The following is an 18,034-nucleotide window of genomic DNA, read 5'->3' as shown; positions in this document are numbered from 1 at the left end:
AACTGGTCTCCGATGAACTCGGGGCGATTCAAACGAACTTTTGAGTAAATTAGATAGACTAGATATAAAACAATTAAGAATATTTCAAGCGCTTATAATGGAGAAAAATGCTTCAAAAGCAGCAAGCCAATTAGGCCTTACGCAACAAGCTGTTAGTGAGCAATTGAAAAAACTTCGAGATGTTTTTGATGACAGACTATTTTTAAGGAAAACGAATGGCTTTATTCCCACGCCGTTTGCTGAACAAATAGCAATAGAAATTGACAAAGTTCTGAATGATTTTAATGCACTATTATCACCAAAAGTGTTTGATCCTAAAACTGTTACAGGTACTTTTGTTATTGCAGCAACAGATTATGCGCAGCAAGTCGTTTTACCTGATTTGATCTCAAAGTTAAGGAAAGAGTCACCTAATTTAAAGTTAATAGTTAGAGACTTTGAAATCGATAAACTTAATGAATTGATGGAAAATGGAAAAGTTAATTTAGCAATTGCATTTCCTGATTATATTCCTGATAGTTATCCAATAATAAAGCTATTTGAAGAACATCATATATGTGTTGCTTCACCTCATTCATCTATATCACAAACAAACCCTTCATTAACTGAAATTGCAAACTATCCAAGTATTATTGCTTCACCTTCACGGCCAAATTTTAAAGGCTCAATTGATGATTGGTTTAAACGATTTGGATTAAAACGTAATATTGTTGTTTCTGCCCCTTGTTTCTCCATCGTACCAATGTATCTAGAAACAACTGACTCAATTGCTTTTTTACCATCAAAGGCGATTGAAGGGTTAGATTTAATTAAAATTAAATTAGATCAATCTCCAGAGCCTTTTGATGTAATTGCCGCTTGGCATCCTCGTTACAATGATGATGCTCTACATAAGTGGGTGATATCAAAGCTTGAAATTGAAAAGCTTTAAAGAGTTTATCTTAGCCATCTAGAAAACCGCGGATTCACAGAATTACAAAGTAGCGGGCTAGTTCGCGCTATAACTTTTGACGCCTCACAGTTAGCTAATTGGTATATTAGTGCTAATTAGTTTTGAACTGATATTTTTCATATTTAAAATTCCACAATGTGGAACAACTCATTTTTGATAAGCTAATTTTCATTTTTTCCACAATGTGGAAATTAAACAATCATTAGAACTTATGAGATTGTCTCACTGTTTATATATTGATTTTATGATGTGGGGTTGCATCTCAATAATTTTTTGTGAGTATATAGGTATTCACTTCTGCAGATACGTAAATTCATTATTCACACTGACTGTGAACTACCAAGAGCTATTCATCATTCTGAATATCGAGCTTTCTTAGACCTCTTAGAATAAAACTATTTTTACTAAGAATATGTCGCCTTTGTACAACCTTTAATTAAGGTTCTGTGTTATTTTTTGTTCTGGAATGATAGGGGCTTTTGTGCGAAGTGATTTTACTTATGAGTATCAAATAACTTATTACATAAAATTTGGCTAAAATAACCATATTTTAGTGAGTGGCATATATTTAATTTAAGTTGATACGCTGAGGGCCTTATTTTAAAAGGGGAAAGTATATGGTTCGGTTTTTGCTTTAATGAAGTTAACCAAATTAAATCGTTTAAAGGATAAAAAATGAAAAAAACACTTACGGCTATACTTTTGACTGCTTTCTCTTTCTTACTTTATACACAATTTTCAGAATTAGCATATAAGTTTGGATTCGCTGAGCTTAAACTGGTTGCTGTTCTAGAAAACGCCGACAAAATGAAAGTTAAGTGCGATGCATACTCACTCGGCTTTTTTGATGAAATAAAACTTCAAAATAAGTATCAAAAATGCATTAATGACTATGAAGCTCAAGGCTATGAACTCTTGAGCAGAAGTGATAATTAACACACGAAAATATGATAGGGGCTCTTAGGAAGTAGGTAGCCCTTTGAGTACTCGATATTTCAATACTTATAAATTTTCACTTCGTTTACTTGCTACATGTAATAATTAGATATTTTTGATCCAAAGATATGAACCCTAACCCATATATTTTTCAATTCTTATAACTTCAATACTACAGCCTTACTCAGAGCTACATTTGATTGTATATAACACGGCTTAAACGTTTCTATTTAAACTTGTAAATAAGCTGCTCACAGTTTTACAGAAATATGCCAGCTATTGTACAAACAGGTTTAAATGATCTAAAAACATCTGTCTGAAATAAAGCTTCTAAATTCCACATTGTGGAATATTCACTCTTCATCTGATTTTGCAAAAATAAAAATCCACTTTTAAATATGTGGAGAGCGGACGCTATTCAATTTTGAAGGAGTTCGAGTTATTTAGAATAGATAAATTTCAAAGGTGTACTTATAGAGTAGGGGAGGGCAGTTTCAGATTTGTAACTTTCATATATTGGATCAACCAAATCACTTTGCATAAATATGTTTATGAAATTTATATTACCTCTAGTTAACGATTTAAAGTTTGCACCTTTTATATTTGAATTAAATTGCGAACTTGGCGTAGGTAAATTTCATTAAGTCAATTTCACTCAAACAGAATGTGATTGGTTAATAAATCTTATGTTTTTATCGAGTTAGTCTTTATTTATTAGTGGTATATAGGTAGTTGATGACATTAAGTGATAATTTGGTGATTGAAAATGATTTAAAATGCTTGACTATGTTGGTTGTGGATGTAGTATTACACGCAATGTATTTAAAAGTTATTAAAAAATAATTAACAGCTGGAGTTAAACAGAAGATGCCAAGCAAAAGTAATGAATATAAACATGTAAATTATAGCTGGGACGATGCTGCAGTAGATAATTTATCCCCAGTAGAAAGCCTCATTTATCGCTCAAATATTCTAGGAGCTGATCAAAGAATTACCAATACTGGCGGTGGTAATACTTCTGCCAAAGCAATGGAAGTTGATCCTCTTACTGGTGAAAGTGTTGAAGTATTATGGGTTAAAGGTTCTGGTGGAGACCTAAGAACATCAAAACCTGAGAATTTTTCATCGTTGTATATGAGTAAATTAATTTCTCTTCAAGATATTTACCATAGTGCAGATGAGGTTGGTGTTAAAACACAGATTGAAGATGACATGGTTGATATGTATCGCCATGCAACATTTAACTTAAATCCTCGTGCGACTTCAATTGATACTCCTTTACACGCATTTATTCCATACAACCATGTCGACCACATGCACCCAAATTCAGTAATTGCAGTGGCGGCAAGTAAAAATAGTAAAGAATTAACAAAGAAAATCTTTGGTGATGAGCTAGTTTGGACTGAGTGGCAGCGCCCTGGGTTTGACCTTGGTTTAAAACTACAGACTATTTGTAAAGATTACCCTGATGCTAAAGGTGCAATCTTAGCAGGGCACGGAGTAATTAACTGGGCTAATGATAACAAAGAGTGTTACGACCTTAGCCTTGATATCATCGAAAAAGCGGCTCGTTATATTGAAGAGCACGATAAAGGCGAGATGACTTTTGGTGGTCAAAAGTACGCTAAGTTAGATGATGCTAAACGTGAAGAAGTACTAGGTGAAGTATTGCCTTATTTACGTGGCTTAGTTTCGGGTGAGAAAAAGATGATTGGTACAGTCCAGTCTGACGACACTGTTTTACGTTTCGTAAATAGTGCAGATGCACCTAGATTGGCAGATTTAGGTACGTCTTGTCCTGATCATTTCTTACGAACTAAGATTAAGCCTCTCTATGTAGATTGGAACCCTGAAACAGATAGCGTTGAGAAATTGAAAACATTATTGTCTGAAGGTGTTGAACAGTACAAGTCAGATTACAGTGATTATTACGAACAATGTAAGCGTCACAACTCACCAGCTCAAAGAGCCTCATCTCCATCTGTATGCTTAATACCAGGTGTTGGTATGGTTGCATGGGGTAAAAACAAATCAGAATCAAGAGTAACAGCTGAATTCTATAACTGTGCCATTGAAGTTATGCGTGGTGCTGAAGCAATTGATGAATACGCTGCTTTACCTCAGCAGGAAGCATTTGATATAGAGTACTGGTTGCTTGAAGAAGCTAAGTTACAACGCATGCCAAAAGAAGCGCCATTAGCGCGTGATGTAGTGGTTGTAATTGGTGCAGGGGACGGAATTGGTAAAGAAACAGCATTTCGTGTAGCAAAAGAAGGCGCTCACGTTGTTTGTGCTGACTTACGCGTTGAAGCTGCACAACAAACTACAGATGAATTGACTGCTATTTATGGTCAAGGTATTGGTGTAGCCGGCACGGGTATTTCAAGCTGTGGTCCAGCTATTGCTCAGGGTGTTGATATTACTGACCGTGAAAGCGTTAAGAAAATGTTCAAAGAAGTCACATTGGCTTATGGTGGTATTGATAAAGTAATAGTTACAGCAGGCGTGTTCTTAGCACCTGGTCAATCAGGTATGACGAATGACCAACAATTTGATGTTAGCTTTGCTGTTAATGTTAAAGGTGGTTATATCGTAGGTACTGAAGCTAATGAAATCTGGAAAGCACAAGGCTTTAAAGGCTCACTTGTTCTTACTACCAGTGTTAATGCTGCGGTATCGAAGAAAGGCTCACTTGCCTATGACACATCAAAAGCGGCGGCTAATCACCTTGTTCGTGAGCTAGCAGTTGAACTATCTCCGCTAGTTAATGTGAATGGTTTAGCGCCTGCAACTGTTGTTAAAGGCAGTACAATGTTCCCACGTGACCGTGTGAAGGCATCTTTAACTAAATATAATGTTGAATTTACTGAGCAAGATTCAGATGATGAACTTCGCGATAAGCTTGCTAATTTCTACGCCCAGAGAACACTAACTAAACAACCTATTACTCCAGAAGATCAAGCTGAAGCTGCTTACTTGATGGTTTCAGGTCAGTTAAGTAAAACTACTGGTCAGATTATTAGTGTTGATGGTGGTCTTCACGAAGCTTTCTTACGCTAAGATAATAATAAATAGGATTAATGAATATGACACAACGTATTGAAAAAGCGCTAATTGCTGATGAAAATGCAAAGTTATTGAGCGACTTAAATGAAGATTACCAAGCGTTAGGTAATAAGCTTGCGCGTAATGATATTAATATCGAAGAAATTACAGAGAAAGCTCAGGCCTTTCAAATTGCAGTGCCTTCATGGGGCACGGGTACAGGCGGAACGCGTTTCGCCCGTTTCCCAGGTGAAGGCGAACCACGTAATATCTGGGAGAAGTTAGAAGATAGCGCGGTTATTAATGATTTATCTCAGTGTACAGAGCGTGTTTCACCTCACTTCCCTTGGGATAAAGTTGATGATTTTACAGAGCTAAAGCAATTTTCAGATGATTTAAATTTAAGCTGGGATTCAATCAACTCAAATACGTTCCAAGATCAACCAGGACAAGAGCATAGCTTCAAATATGGTAGCCTGAGCAATACTAGCGCAGCTTCTCGTGATCTAGCGATTGCACATAACCTTGATTGTATTGAGTGGGGTAAAGCACTTGGTTCTAAAACATTAACTGTTTGGGTTGGCGATGGTTCTAACCATCCTGGTCAACAACATTTCCAAAGTGCTTTTGAGCGTTATTTAGAAAGTATGAAAACAATTTATGCAGGCCTTCCGAGTGATTGGGAATTGCATATCGAACACAAAATGTTTGAGCCTGCATTTTACTCAACCATAATTCAAGATTGGGGTAGTAATATCCTTGCTGCTATGGAACTTGGTCCTCAAGCTAAGTCTTTAGTTGATTTAGGCCACCATGCGCCAAACGTTAATATTGAAATGATTGTGTCTCGCTTAATTCAATTTAAAAAATTGGGTGGTTTCCACTTCAATGATAGTAAATATGGTGATGATGATCTTGATAGTGGTAGTTTGCACCCTTATCAGCAGTTCTTGATTTTTAATGAGCTAGTTGATGCGCAATACCGTAACCAAGAAGGTTTTAACCCTAACTACATGCTAGACCAATCACATAATGTGACTGATCCGATTGAAAGCTTAATGAACTCTGCAGCAAGTGTTCAGCGCTCTTTTGTATCGGCATTATTGGTTGACCGTGAAAAGTTATCAGAATACCAACAAAGCAATGATGCATTGATGGCAAGTAACACACTCAAAAATGCATTTAATACTGATGTTAGCCCTATCTTAGCGATGGCTCGTTTACGTAAAGGTGGTGCAATTGACCCTATTGCGACTTATCGTAAAGCTAACTATCGTTCAGCAGTAGCTGTTAAGCGTCCATCAAGCGGCGGAAACGGTTCAGGTATCGTATAAAAACGATACTTTTAATCGTAAAAATAAACATGCAGAGGTATTGAACCGCCTTTGCATGTTTTTTAGCTTGAAAACACACACAAAAATAAAGAACGTCGATTAATTTGTCATAAAAAGAACAAAAATTGACGCAGTGGAGGCAACATGTCGACAGCAGAAGAATTTGAAACGCAACCCGTTTCTCCCAATAAATTACAATCAGCAAACACGTTTGCTGGCAGCTATGCCGGTGAGCATGTGGCGGGTACTGAGTTTGTAATAGGTGCTTTATTTGTATCATGGGGAGTAGGGGCCAGTGATATATTATTAGGCTTATTACTAGGTAACTTATTAGCGGTTTTAACTTGGGGTTTGATCACAGCACCAATAGCCACAGATACTCGATTAACTCTCTACGCCTACCTTGAGAAAATTGCTGGGCCAGGCACTATAAAACTCTACAGTGTAATAAACGGTATATTATTTTGCGTGTTAGCTGGCGCAATGATAACAGTATCAGCATCAGCTGTTCGTGTTCTTTTTGATATCCCTCCTCAAGTAGATTGGTATCCAACAGATTTAAGGTTTGTGCTTGTAGCTCTTGGTGTAGGCGCCGTGGTTGTTTTTATGGCGGTGAAAGGGTTTGAAAAATTAGCGGCATTTGCAGAAATATGTGCACCTTGGATGATTCTAATGTTTATTGTCGGTGCCTTAGTGTTATTACCAACAATTGTTTCAGCTACCAATGGTGTTAATTCAATTAGTAGTTTCACCGATTTTTTAAATATTGCTAGTCAGTCAATCTGGGTTGATACAGGCAGTGGAATAGGCTTTTGGCATGTAGCCGCTTTTGCTTGGGTTGCTAACTTAGCAATGCATGGCGGTATGGGTGATATGACTCTATTACGCTTTGCTCGTTATTCTCGTTATGGTTACTTCTCGGCTCTGGGTATGTTTATTGGTCACTATTTAGCGTGGATTTGTGCCGGTATTATGGGCGCAGGTGCAGCTATCTTACTTAATACGACTATTGTGGCTTTAGACCCAGGTTCAGTTGCTTTTCAAGCACTAGGAACTTGCGGGATTATCGCTGTAATTATTGCAGGTTGGACAACGTCTAACCCAACTATTTACCGTGCAGGCCTAGCATTTAGTTCACTAAACCATAAATGGGGGCGTACAAAGGTAACAGTTGTTGTGGGTATCGTTACTACAATTATTGCTTGTTTCCCGTTTGTGTTTTCTCAATTGCTAGGATTTGTCGGCATAATGGGACTAATGATGGCGCCAGTTGGTGCTGTGATTGTTGCTGAACATTGGCTTTTCCCACGTATTGGCTTCACTCGTTATTGGTCAAAATACAAAGGTAATACTACTAATTATGCAGCTATTATCACGTGGTTAAGCTCTCTTGTGGTTAGTTACTTTCTTGAGGCATCAGGTACTTTACACCTATTCTTCATCTTAATCCCAATCTGGATTTTTGCGACGTTGTTGTATAGCGGATTAGCTTATTTAATGGGGGCAAAAAAATCATATTCAGAGCAAGCTGCTGCAGAAAGTGCAGAGGCTGAACGTAAGTCGATAGAAGCAGCTTATTTGAAAAAGTTTGAAAGTAATAAGGGATCACAGCACAAGGAAACTTTACCAATGATGACTCGCGCCGCTTGTATGGTGTCATATTTAGCGTTACTAGTATGTGCAGGTCTTGGTATATTTTCTTACGTTAATCAAGATATTGAGCTGGTGAGATCATGGTTACTTGTGCCTACACTGATTTACTTTGTGACAGCCACATTTGCTTACTTACAAAAAAGTAAGATAACTCAAGAAGAGCCGTCACAAGATGGCCTCGAGCAAGAATTGGCTACATCTAAATAAGATGTAGCCATTTAAAAAAACTAAGCTACCCAGACTAATTTAATATGCTCTGTGTAGCTTTTTTAATATTTAAAATTAATTTCATAGTTAACTAATAGGAGTTTTAATGACTGATTTACGTGACCTAGTACCACCTGGAGTTGTTAACGCAAGCCAGATGAAAGTGTTATTCGATTATGCGAGAGAGAATAACTTTGCTTATCCTGCGGTCAATGTTGTTAGCACTAACTCAATTAATGCAGCACTTGAATCAGCAAAAGAATGCAACTCTCCTATTATTATTCAACTGTCATATAGTGGTTCGGCTTTTTTTGTTGGAAAAGGAGTTAGATTATCAGGACATGAACCATCTATTGCAGGGGCAATTGCTGCTGCACATTATGTACATGGTGTGGCTAAGTTTTATGGAATTCCTGTTATTTTACACACTGATCACGCTGCTAAAAAGCTTCTTCCATGGATTGATGGTCTATTAGATGAAGGCGAGGCGTATTATAACGCTACAGGAAAGCCGTTATTTAGTTCGCATATGCTCGACTTATCAGAAGAGAGCCTGGAAGAAAATACGGCAACGTGTAAAGAATATCTAGCTCGCATGATTAAGTTAGATATGGGTATTGAAATAGAGTTAGGTTGTACTGGCGGTGAAGAAGACGGCGTAGATAACTCTGGTATAGATAGCTCGCTACTTTATACACAACCAGAAGATGTTGCTTATGCCTATGAACATTTGTCTGAGGTCAGTGATGCATTCACGATTGCCGCCTCATTTGGTAATGTACATGGGGTATATAAACCAGGAAATGTAAAGCTAACACCACTTATTCTCAAAAACTCACAGGCATATGTTCAAGATAAATATGAGCTGGCACATAATAGCTTAAACTTTGTTTTTCATGGTGGCTCAGGGTCTTCAGCTGAAGAAATCAAAGAAGCTATTAGTTACGGTGTTATAAAGATGAACATAGATACCGATACTCAGTGGGCTTGTTGGCAAGGTGTGCATAAATACTATCAAGATAATATTGATTATTTGCAGTCCCAAATAGGGTCCCCGAGTGATCCAGACTCACCAAACAAAAAATACTACGACCCTCGAGTATGGTTACGTCAAATTGAGCTATCTATGGCTAAAAGGCTGCGCCTAACTTTTGAAGAGCTTAATTGTATAAATAGGTACTGATCACGAGCTTTGAACAATGGAATAAATACTTAGATAACTATAAATAATCAGCAAGTTGTTTAGATATTATTCGCAAGTTAAGTGTTGAGACCGTCAGTTAGGTGACGGTCTCATATTGTTATGGCGAATAATGTTGGTCTAAGTGTGGATCACAGAGGCACTTGCAATGGGGACTGAGGGGAATACACGTGCTAGTTGTTGAGGTGTTAATTTCCAGTGTTCATTGAGGGCCTTAGCAATCCACGAAAACGTATTTGAAGTAGGCATTAAATCCCGTTTTTCAAAAAGCTGTTCATCAGCAAGGCCGGGCCACTGGCCAGCAATTTGTCCACCTTTTACTTTTCCACCAGCGATAAACATGGCACTGGCTGTACCATGATCTGTGCCTAGAGTACCATTTTCTTTAACCGTGCGACCAAACTCAGTGGCTACTATTACAACCGTGTTTTGCCATTGCGCTCCAAGCTCTTGTTTAAGAGCGTGCAAGCCGTTATCAAGTTCTTCTAGTTGCCTTGCTAAGCGGTTGTTTTGATTGCTATGTGTGTCCCACCCGCCAAGCTCTAGCATGGCGCAGTCAACATTACTTTTTGGGTCAATCATTAACTTGGCACATGCTTTACTTAAATCAACAAATTTACCGGTGCTTTTATTTGATTCTTGTTGCGTGAGCCCTTGTAAAGCGAGACCTTGATTTAAACGATCAAGTAACAATTTATCATCAGCATACATAGATGATAATGCTTGATACACATCACTGTCAGCATCTTTCAATCTACTCGGATACCAAGTATTTGCTTGTGGTATATTACGTAAGCTAATAGGGGTTGAGCGTGCAAGGGCAATGGCATTAACATCCTTTTGAGATATAGCCCTTGCTAGCCAGCCAGAGTCATGATCGATATTAGCTAAACCACTTTCCAAATAATCTTGGCCATCAAAATGAGAGCGTTCTTTATAACCAGATGAAACAGCAACAATTGGTAAAAGCTGTTTATCTTTATACCACTGATGCAGATTCGCTAGCGCTGGGTGAAAACCATAACCATTATCCAGCGGTAATAGTTGTTCTTTGATATTGCTTGCGAGTTTTGGCCGTTGCTTTAATAGGTTTGCATCAAATGCAGGAACTATAGTACCCAGTGAGTCCATAGCTCCACGCAATACAACCCACACAAGCTTTGCTGGTTGTGCGCTAGTTGGCTGATTCGCTTCCAAGCTCATTGCTAATAAAGGGGTTTGAAACACCACTAAACTTGCGCCTAACGCTTTAATAAAGTCTCGACGTTCCATCATTATCTCCTTAAAAACTCTGGGCTCATTAAAAACAATGTCAGCGCTTGCTTACGACTTTCTGCTCTAGATATGGTTTGATAGCTCAATTGGCTAATAGACTCAGAAAAACTATTTTTTATGATGGCTTCAATCTGTACTTTTTTGGCTCTAGCTGCAATTGTGGATGCCCAGTTTACTCTTGAAATTAAAGCATTGGCGCCATTCCAGTCATCTTCTCTATCGCTGTAACCTGCCGGAGAACCTGCTTTAAATGGTTGCTGACCAAGTGTTACCAGCGATGAATATAATTGTCGATTATTAGCTTTCAAATCCAGTGCTCTAAGCGATGAAATTACAAATTCGCGAGGGGTTTTAAATTTTAGCTTCTCTGCATGCCATGCTTCATCAGCGTTGATCATTGTGGTCATGACTTCTTTGAGATTACCATTTGTAGCCAGCCAACAAGCTGTCATTTTATTTACTAGGCTTGCTGGAGGATTATCACTAATAAAGTGATGGGCTAGTTTATAGCTAATATGCTTAGCTGTTGCTGGGTGTACAGCTAAATCGCGGAGCATACTTTTGCCTTGCTCACTCTCTTTTTGTGAATACGTTTTATTTAATAGAGTTCGTACGCCAGGTTCATGCCCTGATCGACGATATTTAAAGCCCTGCTCTTTATCTTTAAGTGGGTTAGCTACGCTCCAACCAGTAATTCCTTTAGCTAATTCAATTACATCTTTTTGGCTGTAACCACTTTCGACACCTAATGTATGCAGCTCTAAAATTTCACGGGCTAAGTTTTCGTTTAAACCTCGGCCATTCTTTTTGGCAACCTTTGAATTAGGCCCAAATGATTTCTCGTTATTCAAATAAATTAACATGGCAGGGTGTTGTATAACACTAATAAGCAAATCATCAAATCGGCCCAATAAGTTAGGGGCAATGGCTTCGCGCTCTAGCGTTGGCACTAATGCGGTCATCACAGGACCGGCACTACTGACACTAAAATGATTAGAGAAGAAGTCTAATAGTCGCCAATTTAAACTATGCTCTGAGTTAATTGCATGTTCAAGCGTATCAATACTCAGTTGTAGGTAAGTTTGTCGGTGATAACTTACTTTAGGTGTTTTGGTTTGCGGTGTGTCAGAGGGGTTATCACTTTTGAGATTATTTTTATTGGATTTCTTTTGCTCACGTAGTTCAGCCAACGTCTGCATGATCTCATTTGAATGGGCTACATCTGAGTTAAAGTGAATAGCAGGTTTACGTTGCAATTGATTAATAAGCCATTGCTTAGGAGCTTTATTAGCGACTATGAGCTCAGAGGGTTTTGCTCCCAAACCAAAACGATTTATCGCAATAGTAGCTTGAACTGACATAATGACCTCAAACGGTTGTACTTAATTATTAAAAATAAACCTTCCAGCTTTTATCGCTATCTAATTTACATATCTTTACTCCGCCTTTTTCTGTTCAAGTTGAAAATGTTTACCAAATTACTCCAGGGTGAAAATCATCCTATTTGGATAGTTGTTGTAGCAAATTTAAGGGGTTGAAACTTTGGTTTTGCAAAGCAATACGCAAATGTGAGTGGTCCAACTCTTCCAATGAGCATGAGCAAAATAATGATTAATTGGCTAGGAGTACTTAAACTCCCTGTAAAATCACGGGACAGTCCTACGGTACTTAAAGCAGAAATAACTTCAAATGTTATATTTAATAGTGACGCTTGTTCAATTTTGCTAATTATCATAATGGCTACGAAAGCCGTAAATAAGTACAAAATCACGACGCTTAGGGCTTTAATAACGAGCTTATCGCTAAGTTGTCTATTAAATACGGTTACTTCTGGCTTTTGACGTAAATAGTTATACATAGCAAGCAGTAGAATAACAAAAGTACCTATTTTAATTCCGCTTGCTGTACTGACAGAGCCACCACCAATTACCATCAATAACAATGTAAGTAATGTTGAATCATTTGTTAGATCGCTAATAGGTAGGGTGTTAAAGCCTGCTGTTCGAGGAGTAACAGCCTGAAACCATGCTGCAGTTAATTGCTCAGCAAGAGGGAGGTTAGCAATTGTTGCTGGGTTAGAGTATTCAAATATAAATATCAACAAAAATGCACTAACGTTAATAATAGCACTGGCAATGAGTACAATACGTGTGTTGGTTGCCAATTTTTGCCAGTGGCGCTGTTGGTGCAAATCAATGAGAACAGTAAAGCCTAAGCCACCAATTATAAATAGTGCACTAATAAGTAAATTGATGGTTATATCATGTCTGAATGCCATTAAACTATTGCTATCAAGTGCAAACCCCGCATTATTAAACGCTGAAATGGTATAAAAAAGGCTTCGATATGCTCCACCAGTAATCCCATAATCATCTACCCAACTTATAAAAAGAAAAATAAATGCGGCACTTTCTATAATTAGTGAATAAGTAATTACACACTTAGCTACATGTATGACGCCATTCAAGTCGCTAGTATCGAATGCCTGACTTGCTAATAAGCGTTGTTTTAAGCCTAAATTTTTACCAATACTTAAAAACGAAATAACTGCGACAGTCATAAAACCAATACCACCAATTTGAATAAGCACCATCACTACACATTGTCCAAATGTGGTTAATGCTGAGGATGTATCCACTACCACTAAGCCAGTCACGGTTACAGCTGAGGTTGCTGTAAAAAAAGCCTGCATAAAACTCAGTGACTCTACACTTGAAAATGGCAGCAGTAATAGAGCCGTACCTAAGAGAATAAGCGTAAGAAAACCAGCAGTTAAAATTAAAGGTGGATTAATAGGGCGTTTTGATTTCCCTACAGTACGGGTAAATTGTTTTGGTAGTACGTTTGCTTGCCAATTGATCATAAGGCTTTAAACCGCTTTGTTAATTTTGTGAGGTAATGTTTTGAACCTAATAACACAAGGCTATCGCCATGGCGCAGTTCGGTATCAAGTGTTAAATCTGTATTGAAGGTATCGTCTCGGCGCAGGGTAAGCGGTTTGATATCTGAGTGTCTTTCTTTTAATAGCCAATCAATAGTCCGACCTGATAAATGTAAATCAATAGAAAGTTCTACGATAAAAGTCGATTGGGTGAGTGCAAAATACTGATTAACCATGGGGTAGTTAAGTGCATGCGCCACGCGTACACCCATTTCCTCTTCCGGGTGAATTATACGAGATACACCAAGCTTACTTAAAATCTGATGGTGACTTTTGGTGCATGCCTTAACCCATATTTGTTTTACGCCAAGATTTTTTAAATGCAATACGCATAGAATACTCGCTTCTATGTTTTCGCCTATCGCTACTAAAACGGCTTGGCAACTAGCTAAGTCTAGTCGAGCTAGTTGAGCTTCGTCACTGGCATCTAAAATCACAGTGTAATTTAACTGATTAGCAAATGTGTTAATGGTGCTTTCGTTTATATCGGCAGCATAAACATGATGCCCTTGATTTACTAGTTCTAGCGAAGCGGTAACACCAAAACTACCTAGCCCGATCACTGCAAACTGTGCCATGTCTATTCCTATTATAAAGTGTGTAACACAGCAAAGAATATGGGCTTTAAAAATATAGTCACCTAATGACATGTAAGCTTTATAAAGATTTAACACCACACCAAGAAATCTTTATAAAAACTTTATACCTAAGGCATCAAAAACCAGTAATCTATAACAAGAAAAAACTATGAGAATGCATGATGAGTCTTCGGAAGTGGTTCAAGCCGTTGTTATTAACTACAGTGGCTCCTATTTTTATCGTACTAGCTATTTTACCTTTTCGGGAGTGGTTAACCACCACAGATATTGTCATGTTGCAATTACTGTGGGTGGCGTGGGTTGCTGTGCGTCAGAATGCAACTTTAGCGGCGCTTACTACATTAGTAAGCGTGGCATGTACCGACTGGTTTTTTGTACTGCCGTACTTTACGTTTCATATCGAAAAAATTGAGTACTTAGTTACTTTTGTTGTAATGCTTTTAGTTGGTTTGATGATAAGTAAACTCGCAGGTGAATTAAGTAAAAATATTCGCGATACTCAAGTTCACGCTAATAATACCCGTTGTTTGTATGAATTAGCGAAACTGCTCAATGGACTTGATGACATAAATGCTCAGCGTAAGGTTTTTACAACCGCGATTGAGAACCACCTTGGCATCACACTGAACTGGCAAGAAAATAATGAAGCTGGTGGCGAATTCTTTAATGTGGATCAAAACACTCTGTGGGGAGGTTTTACTACACAGGATCAACTTAGCCCTGAAAAGCGAGCATTTATAAATACAGCACTTTCTTTGTTGTATCAGGTTCACGAGAACACAAGTCTTAGAAATCAGTCAGCATCAATGCAAGTGCAAGCAGAGCTAGAGCGAGCCAAAAATGCATTGTTGCGTAGTTTATCCCATGATTTACGCACCCCTTTAACTACGATTATGGGGGCATCTAGTATGTTAGCCGACGAAAATATAGAGTTGAGCAAAGCATTAATCACCGAGCAAGCAAGAAATATTTATGATCAAAGTGAAATTTTGAATCAGCATTTTAATAAGGTTATGGAACTTAGTCGCGTCAATAAAATTGGTGAGCAACTAGTATGGCAAACTATTGATGTGCATACGCTAGTAACAGAAGCAAAAGGACGTAGACAGCAACAATTAAGTGACTTTAATTTAGAGTTAATTATTGATAAAGCAGCTAATTGCTTGGGGGATATAACACTGCTTGAAATTGCTTTGGCTAATATATTCGAAAATGCTGCGCGATATGGTGATGGGGTTGCGACCGTAGACTTTAATATCGAGCAGGTTAATAATAAGTCGAATTATAAAATATTAGTAAAAAACAATATAGTTACTAAACAAAATAGTGCAGATGAAGGGGTTGGACTTGGTAGCGTTATTTGTGATGTAGTAGCCCAGTTTCATCACGGAGAATTTTCGTTATCCATAGATGAGCAAACACAAATAGCTACAGCGATACTAAGTTGGAGTGATAAAAATGATTAATGTTCTCGTGCTTGAAGATTCGCCACCATTACAAAGTTTTTTAAAAACATTACTCGGTGCAAGTGGTTATAATGTGTCGATTACTGCAAAAGGGTTGGACGGATTTGCATTAATGAGCGAACACTGCTTTGATCTCGTCTTATTGGACTTAGGGCTACTTGATATGGACGGGCAAGCTTGGCTAGAGGAAGTCCGGCAATGGAGTCAAATTCCAATATTAGTGCTTTCTGCTCGTGATGGAGAAGTTGAAAAAGTAACAGCTCTCGATAACGGTGCAAACGATTATATAACTAAACCTTTTAGCGCAAATGAATTACTTGCAAGAATGCGAGTGTTACTCAGAGCTAATACCCAACCGAGTCTCGCTTTACAGTGCGGGAATATAAAAATAGACCCGCATAAGCATACTGTTATGCTTAACGACAAGGTTGTAAAACTCACTAAGAAAGAATACAGAATTCTGCTTATGTTGTTTCAAAACAAAGATAAAGTTCTCACGCATAATGCTATTTTGACCCAAGTTTGGGGTGTCCAATATATTAATCGGCCAGAATATGTGCGTGTGCACATAGCTCAGTTGAGGCAAAAGCTTGAAGTTAACCCAGCAAGCCCTGTACATATTTTAACTGAGCCTGCTGTAGGTTATCGGTTAGTCGGCTAATCAAAGTTATAGACGATTATTTTAGTTAAATAAAACCAGTAAAGAAACCATATACCAAGCGAATTTGTAGTGAAGACAAACTATCAACAGAAATATTAAATTAATTAGAATGATATTAGAAACAGTGTTTTTTATTATTGCTGATATACAGCCAATCATAACTGGCGTAAATTGTAATTAATTCATAATAATTACAGTTTTATTGGATATAAAATGATTATTTCAGCCTCTACAGATTATCGCAAAGCCGCTAAAGCTAAATTACCACCATTTCTATTTCACTATATTGATGGGGGGTCATACAAAGAACATACTTTAAATAGAAATGTACAAGACTTGTCAGATATTGCTTTAAGGCAACGTATTTTAAAGGATATGTCAGAGTTAGATTTGAGTACGGAGCTATTTGGTGAAAAGTTAGACCTACCTTTAATTTTAGCACCTGTAGGGTTAACTGGTATGTATGCAAGGCGAGGTGAGGTGCAAGCTGCTAAAGCTGCAGAGAACAAAGGTATTCCTTTCACGATGTCTACCGTATCAGTGTGCCCAATTGAAGAGGTTACGCCTAATATTGATCGCGCTATGTGGTTCCAGTTATATGTTTTAAGAGACCGTGGCTTCATGCAAAATGCGCTTGAAAGAGCCAAAGCTGCTGGCGTAAAAACACTGGTATTTACGGTTGATATGCCGGTTCCAGGGGCGCGATACAGAGATATGCATTCTGGAATGAGCGGTCCATTCGCAGCTTCAAGAAGAATTTTACAAGCGATGACACACCCTCGTTGGGCACTAGATGTTGGTTTACTGGGTAAGCCGCATGATCTTGGCAATATTTCGGCCTACCGTAAAGAGAAGACCTCATTAGTTGATTATATTGGTTGGCTAGGAAGTAACTTCGATCCATCAATTAGCTGGAAGGATCTTGAGTGGATAAGAGACTTTTGGGACGGCCCAATGATCATCAAGGGCATTTTAGATGAAGAAGATGCTAAAGATGCAGTTCGTTTCGGTGCAGACGGCATTGTCGTTTCGAACCATGGTGGTAGGCAATTAGATGGCGTTCTTTCCTCTGCAAGGGCTTTACCTAAAATAGCTGATGCTGTGAAAGGCGATATTAAAATTCTAGTAGATTCTGGGATTAGAAATGGACTCGATGTAGTCAGAATGCTGGCTTTAGGTGCCGACGCCGCGATGTTAGGGCGCTCGTATATATACGCCTTAGCAACAAACGGTCAAAAAGGTGTTGAGCATTTACTTGATTTGTATACAAATGAGATGAAAGTTGCGATGACACTAACCGGTGCAAAATCAATTAATGACTTGGGACCGCAATCTTTGGTTTCATATTAAGTGAGCGTTTTGTATTCATTGGTTTATGAGTTGCCTCACGTTGAAGTTTAATAAAGGTGGCTCAGTCTTAGCTTGGCTTGTCAGGTTTGATTAAAATAATCAAACCTGACAGACTCAAATGTGCTATGAGCAGTCATTCTTTCCTAACTCGTTTCTGCCCCAAAACGAGTTTAGGCGAATGTCTCAAAAGAGCGATAAAGAGACGGTCACAGTATTGTAGTGCTATTGGCTTAATTATCCAAAGCGGACGTTCCGCTAACTCATATATGCCCATTGTGTGTTTCGGTCAGTTGGCAATGTTCAAATAAGCGTCCAAATGCACACAGATTTAAGTAATGCTACTAAGTTTCTACTGACTCGGTGGCTATTCGATGTTCAGCATTTGTTAGGACATCAGAGTCCCAAAACTTCGAC

General features: G+C 38.2%; 13 protein-coding genes. 9 read left to right on the top strand and 4 right to left on the bottom strand.

The window, feature by feature from the left end:
* Positions 1-40 precede the first annotated feature (40 nt).
* The 6 genes from B5G52_RS12835 to fbaA all read left to right on the top strand — a co-directional run bounded on the left by B5G52_RS12835 (position 41) and on the right by fbaA (position 9,310).
* Positions 41-931: a LysR family transcriptional regulator gene (locus B5G52_RS12835; RefSeq protein ID WP_087533040.1), complete on the top strand. Its 891-nt coding sequence runs from the start codon at positions 41-43 to the stop codon at positions 929-931.
* 696 nt (positions 932-1,627) lie between these two features.
* Positions 1,628-1,888, top strand: a complete 261-nt coding sequence (locus B5G52_RS12830; RefSeq protein WP_087533039.1) for a hypothetical protein — start codon at positions 1,628-1,630, stop codon at positions 1,886-1,888.
* 867 nt (positions 1,889-2,755) lie between these two features.
* Positions 2,756-4,948, top strand: coding sequence for a bifunctional rhamnulose-1-phosphate aldolase/short-chain dehydrogenase (locus B5G52_RS12825; protein ID WP_087533038.1), 2,193 nt, complete (start codon positions 2,756-2,758; stop codon positions 4,946-4,948).
* 26 nt (positions 4,949-4,974) lie between these two features.
* Entirely contained in the window at positions 4,975-6,267 is a 1,293-nt protein-coding gene (gene rhaI / locus B5G52_RS12820; RefSeq protein ID WP_087533037.1) for an L-rhamnose catabolism isomerase, read from the top strand.
* 144 nt (positions 6,268-6,411) lie between these two features.
* Positions 6,412-8,127, top strand: coding sequence for a nucleoside transporter (locus tag B5G52_RS12815; RefSeq protein WP_087533036.1), 1,716 nt, complete (start codon positions 6,412-6,414; stop codon positions 8,125-8,127).
* Positions 8,128-8,233: 106 nt separating this feature from the next.
* Complete coding sequence (fbaA, locus tag B5G52_RS12810) at positions 8,234-9,310, top strand: class II fructose-bisphosphate aldolase (RefSeq protein WP_087533035.1); 1,077 nt, start codon at positions 8,234-8,236, stop codon at positions 9,308-9,310.
* A gap of 138 nt (positions 9,311-9,448) precedes the next feature.
* Here the strand turns inward: fbaA and B5G52_RS12805 are convergent, their stop codons facing one another.
* The 4 genes from B5G52_RS12805 to B5G52_RS12790 form a co-directional block, all read right to left on the bottom strand.
* Positions 9,449-10,603, bottom strand: a complete 1,155-nt coding sequence (locus tag B5G52_RS12805) for a DUF1501 domain-containing protein (protein ID WP_254911204.1) — start codon at positions 10,601-10,603, stop codon at positions 9,449-9,451.
* The gene (locus tag B5G52_RS12800; protein ID WP_087533033.1) at positions 10,603-11,964 is read right to left on the bottom strand and encodes a DUF1800 family protein; all 1,362 of its coding nucleotides are present in this window, start codon (positions 11,962-11,964) and stop codon (positions 10,603-10,605) included. The genes B5G52_RS12805 and B5G52_RS12800 overlap by 1 nt, the downstream gene beginning before the upstream one ends.
* 134 nt (positions 11,965-12,098) lie before the next feature.
* Complete coding sequence (locus tag B5G52_RS12795; RefSeq protein WP_087533032.1) at positions 12,099-13,466, bottom strand: TrkH family potassium uptake protein; 1,368 nt, start codon at positions 13,464-13,466, stop codon at positions 12,099-12,101.
* Positions 13,463-14,122 carry a TrkA family potassium uptake protein gene (locus B5G52_RS12790; RefSeq protein ID WP_087533031.1) on the bottom strand — a complete coding sequence of 220 codons (660 nt, stop codon included), beginning with the start codon at positions 14,120-14,122 and terminating at the stop codon, positions 13,463-13,465. Before B5G52_RS12790 ends, B5G52_RS12795 begins: the two co-directional genes overlap by 4 nt.
* 179 nt (positions 14,123-14,301) lie before the next feature.
* Here B5G52_RS12790 and B5G52_RS12785 point away from each other — a divergent pair, with 179 nt between their 5' ends.
* The 3 genes from B5G52_RS12785 to lldD all read left to right on the top strand — a co-directional run bounded on the left by B5G52_RS12785 (position 14,302) and on the right by lldD (position 17,620).
* Positions 14,302-15,609 (top strand): DUF4118 domain-containing protein, encoded by a 1,308-nt coding sequence (locus B5G52_RS12785; RefSeq protein ID WP_254911203.1) that lies wholly within the window; start codon positions 14,302-14,304, stop codon positions 15,607-15,609.
* Complete coding sequence (locus B5G52_RS12780; RefSeq protein ID WP_087533029.1) at positions 15,602-16,270, top strand: response regulator; 669 nt, start codon at positions 15,602-15,604, stop codon at positions 16,268-16,270. The genes B5G52_RS12785 and B5G52_RS12780 overlap by 8 nt, the downstream gene beginning before the upstream one ends.
* A 213-nt stretch (positions 16,271-16,483) precedes the next feature.
* Complete coding sequence (gene lldD, locus B5G52_RS12775) at positions 16,484-17,620, top strand: FMN-dependent L-lactate dehydrogenase LldD (RefSeq protein WP_087533028.1); 1,137 nt, start codon at positions 16,484-16,486, stop codon at positions 17,618-17,620.
* Positions 17,621-18,034: the final 414 nt, after the last annotated feature.

Origin of the sequence: Pseudoalteromonas sp. A601, assembly GCF_002165575.1 — a bacterium.
Classification (GTDB): Bacteria; Pseudomonadota; Gammaproteobacteria; order Enterobacterales; family Alteromonadaceae; genus Pseudoalteromonas.
The sequence above is the reverse complement of the archived record's forward strand: the minus strand, read 5'-3'. Positions and strand labels throughout refer to the sequence as shown.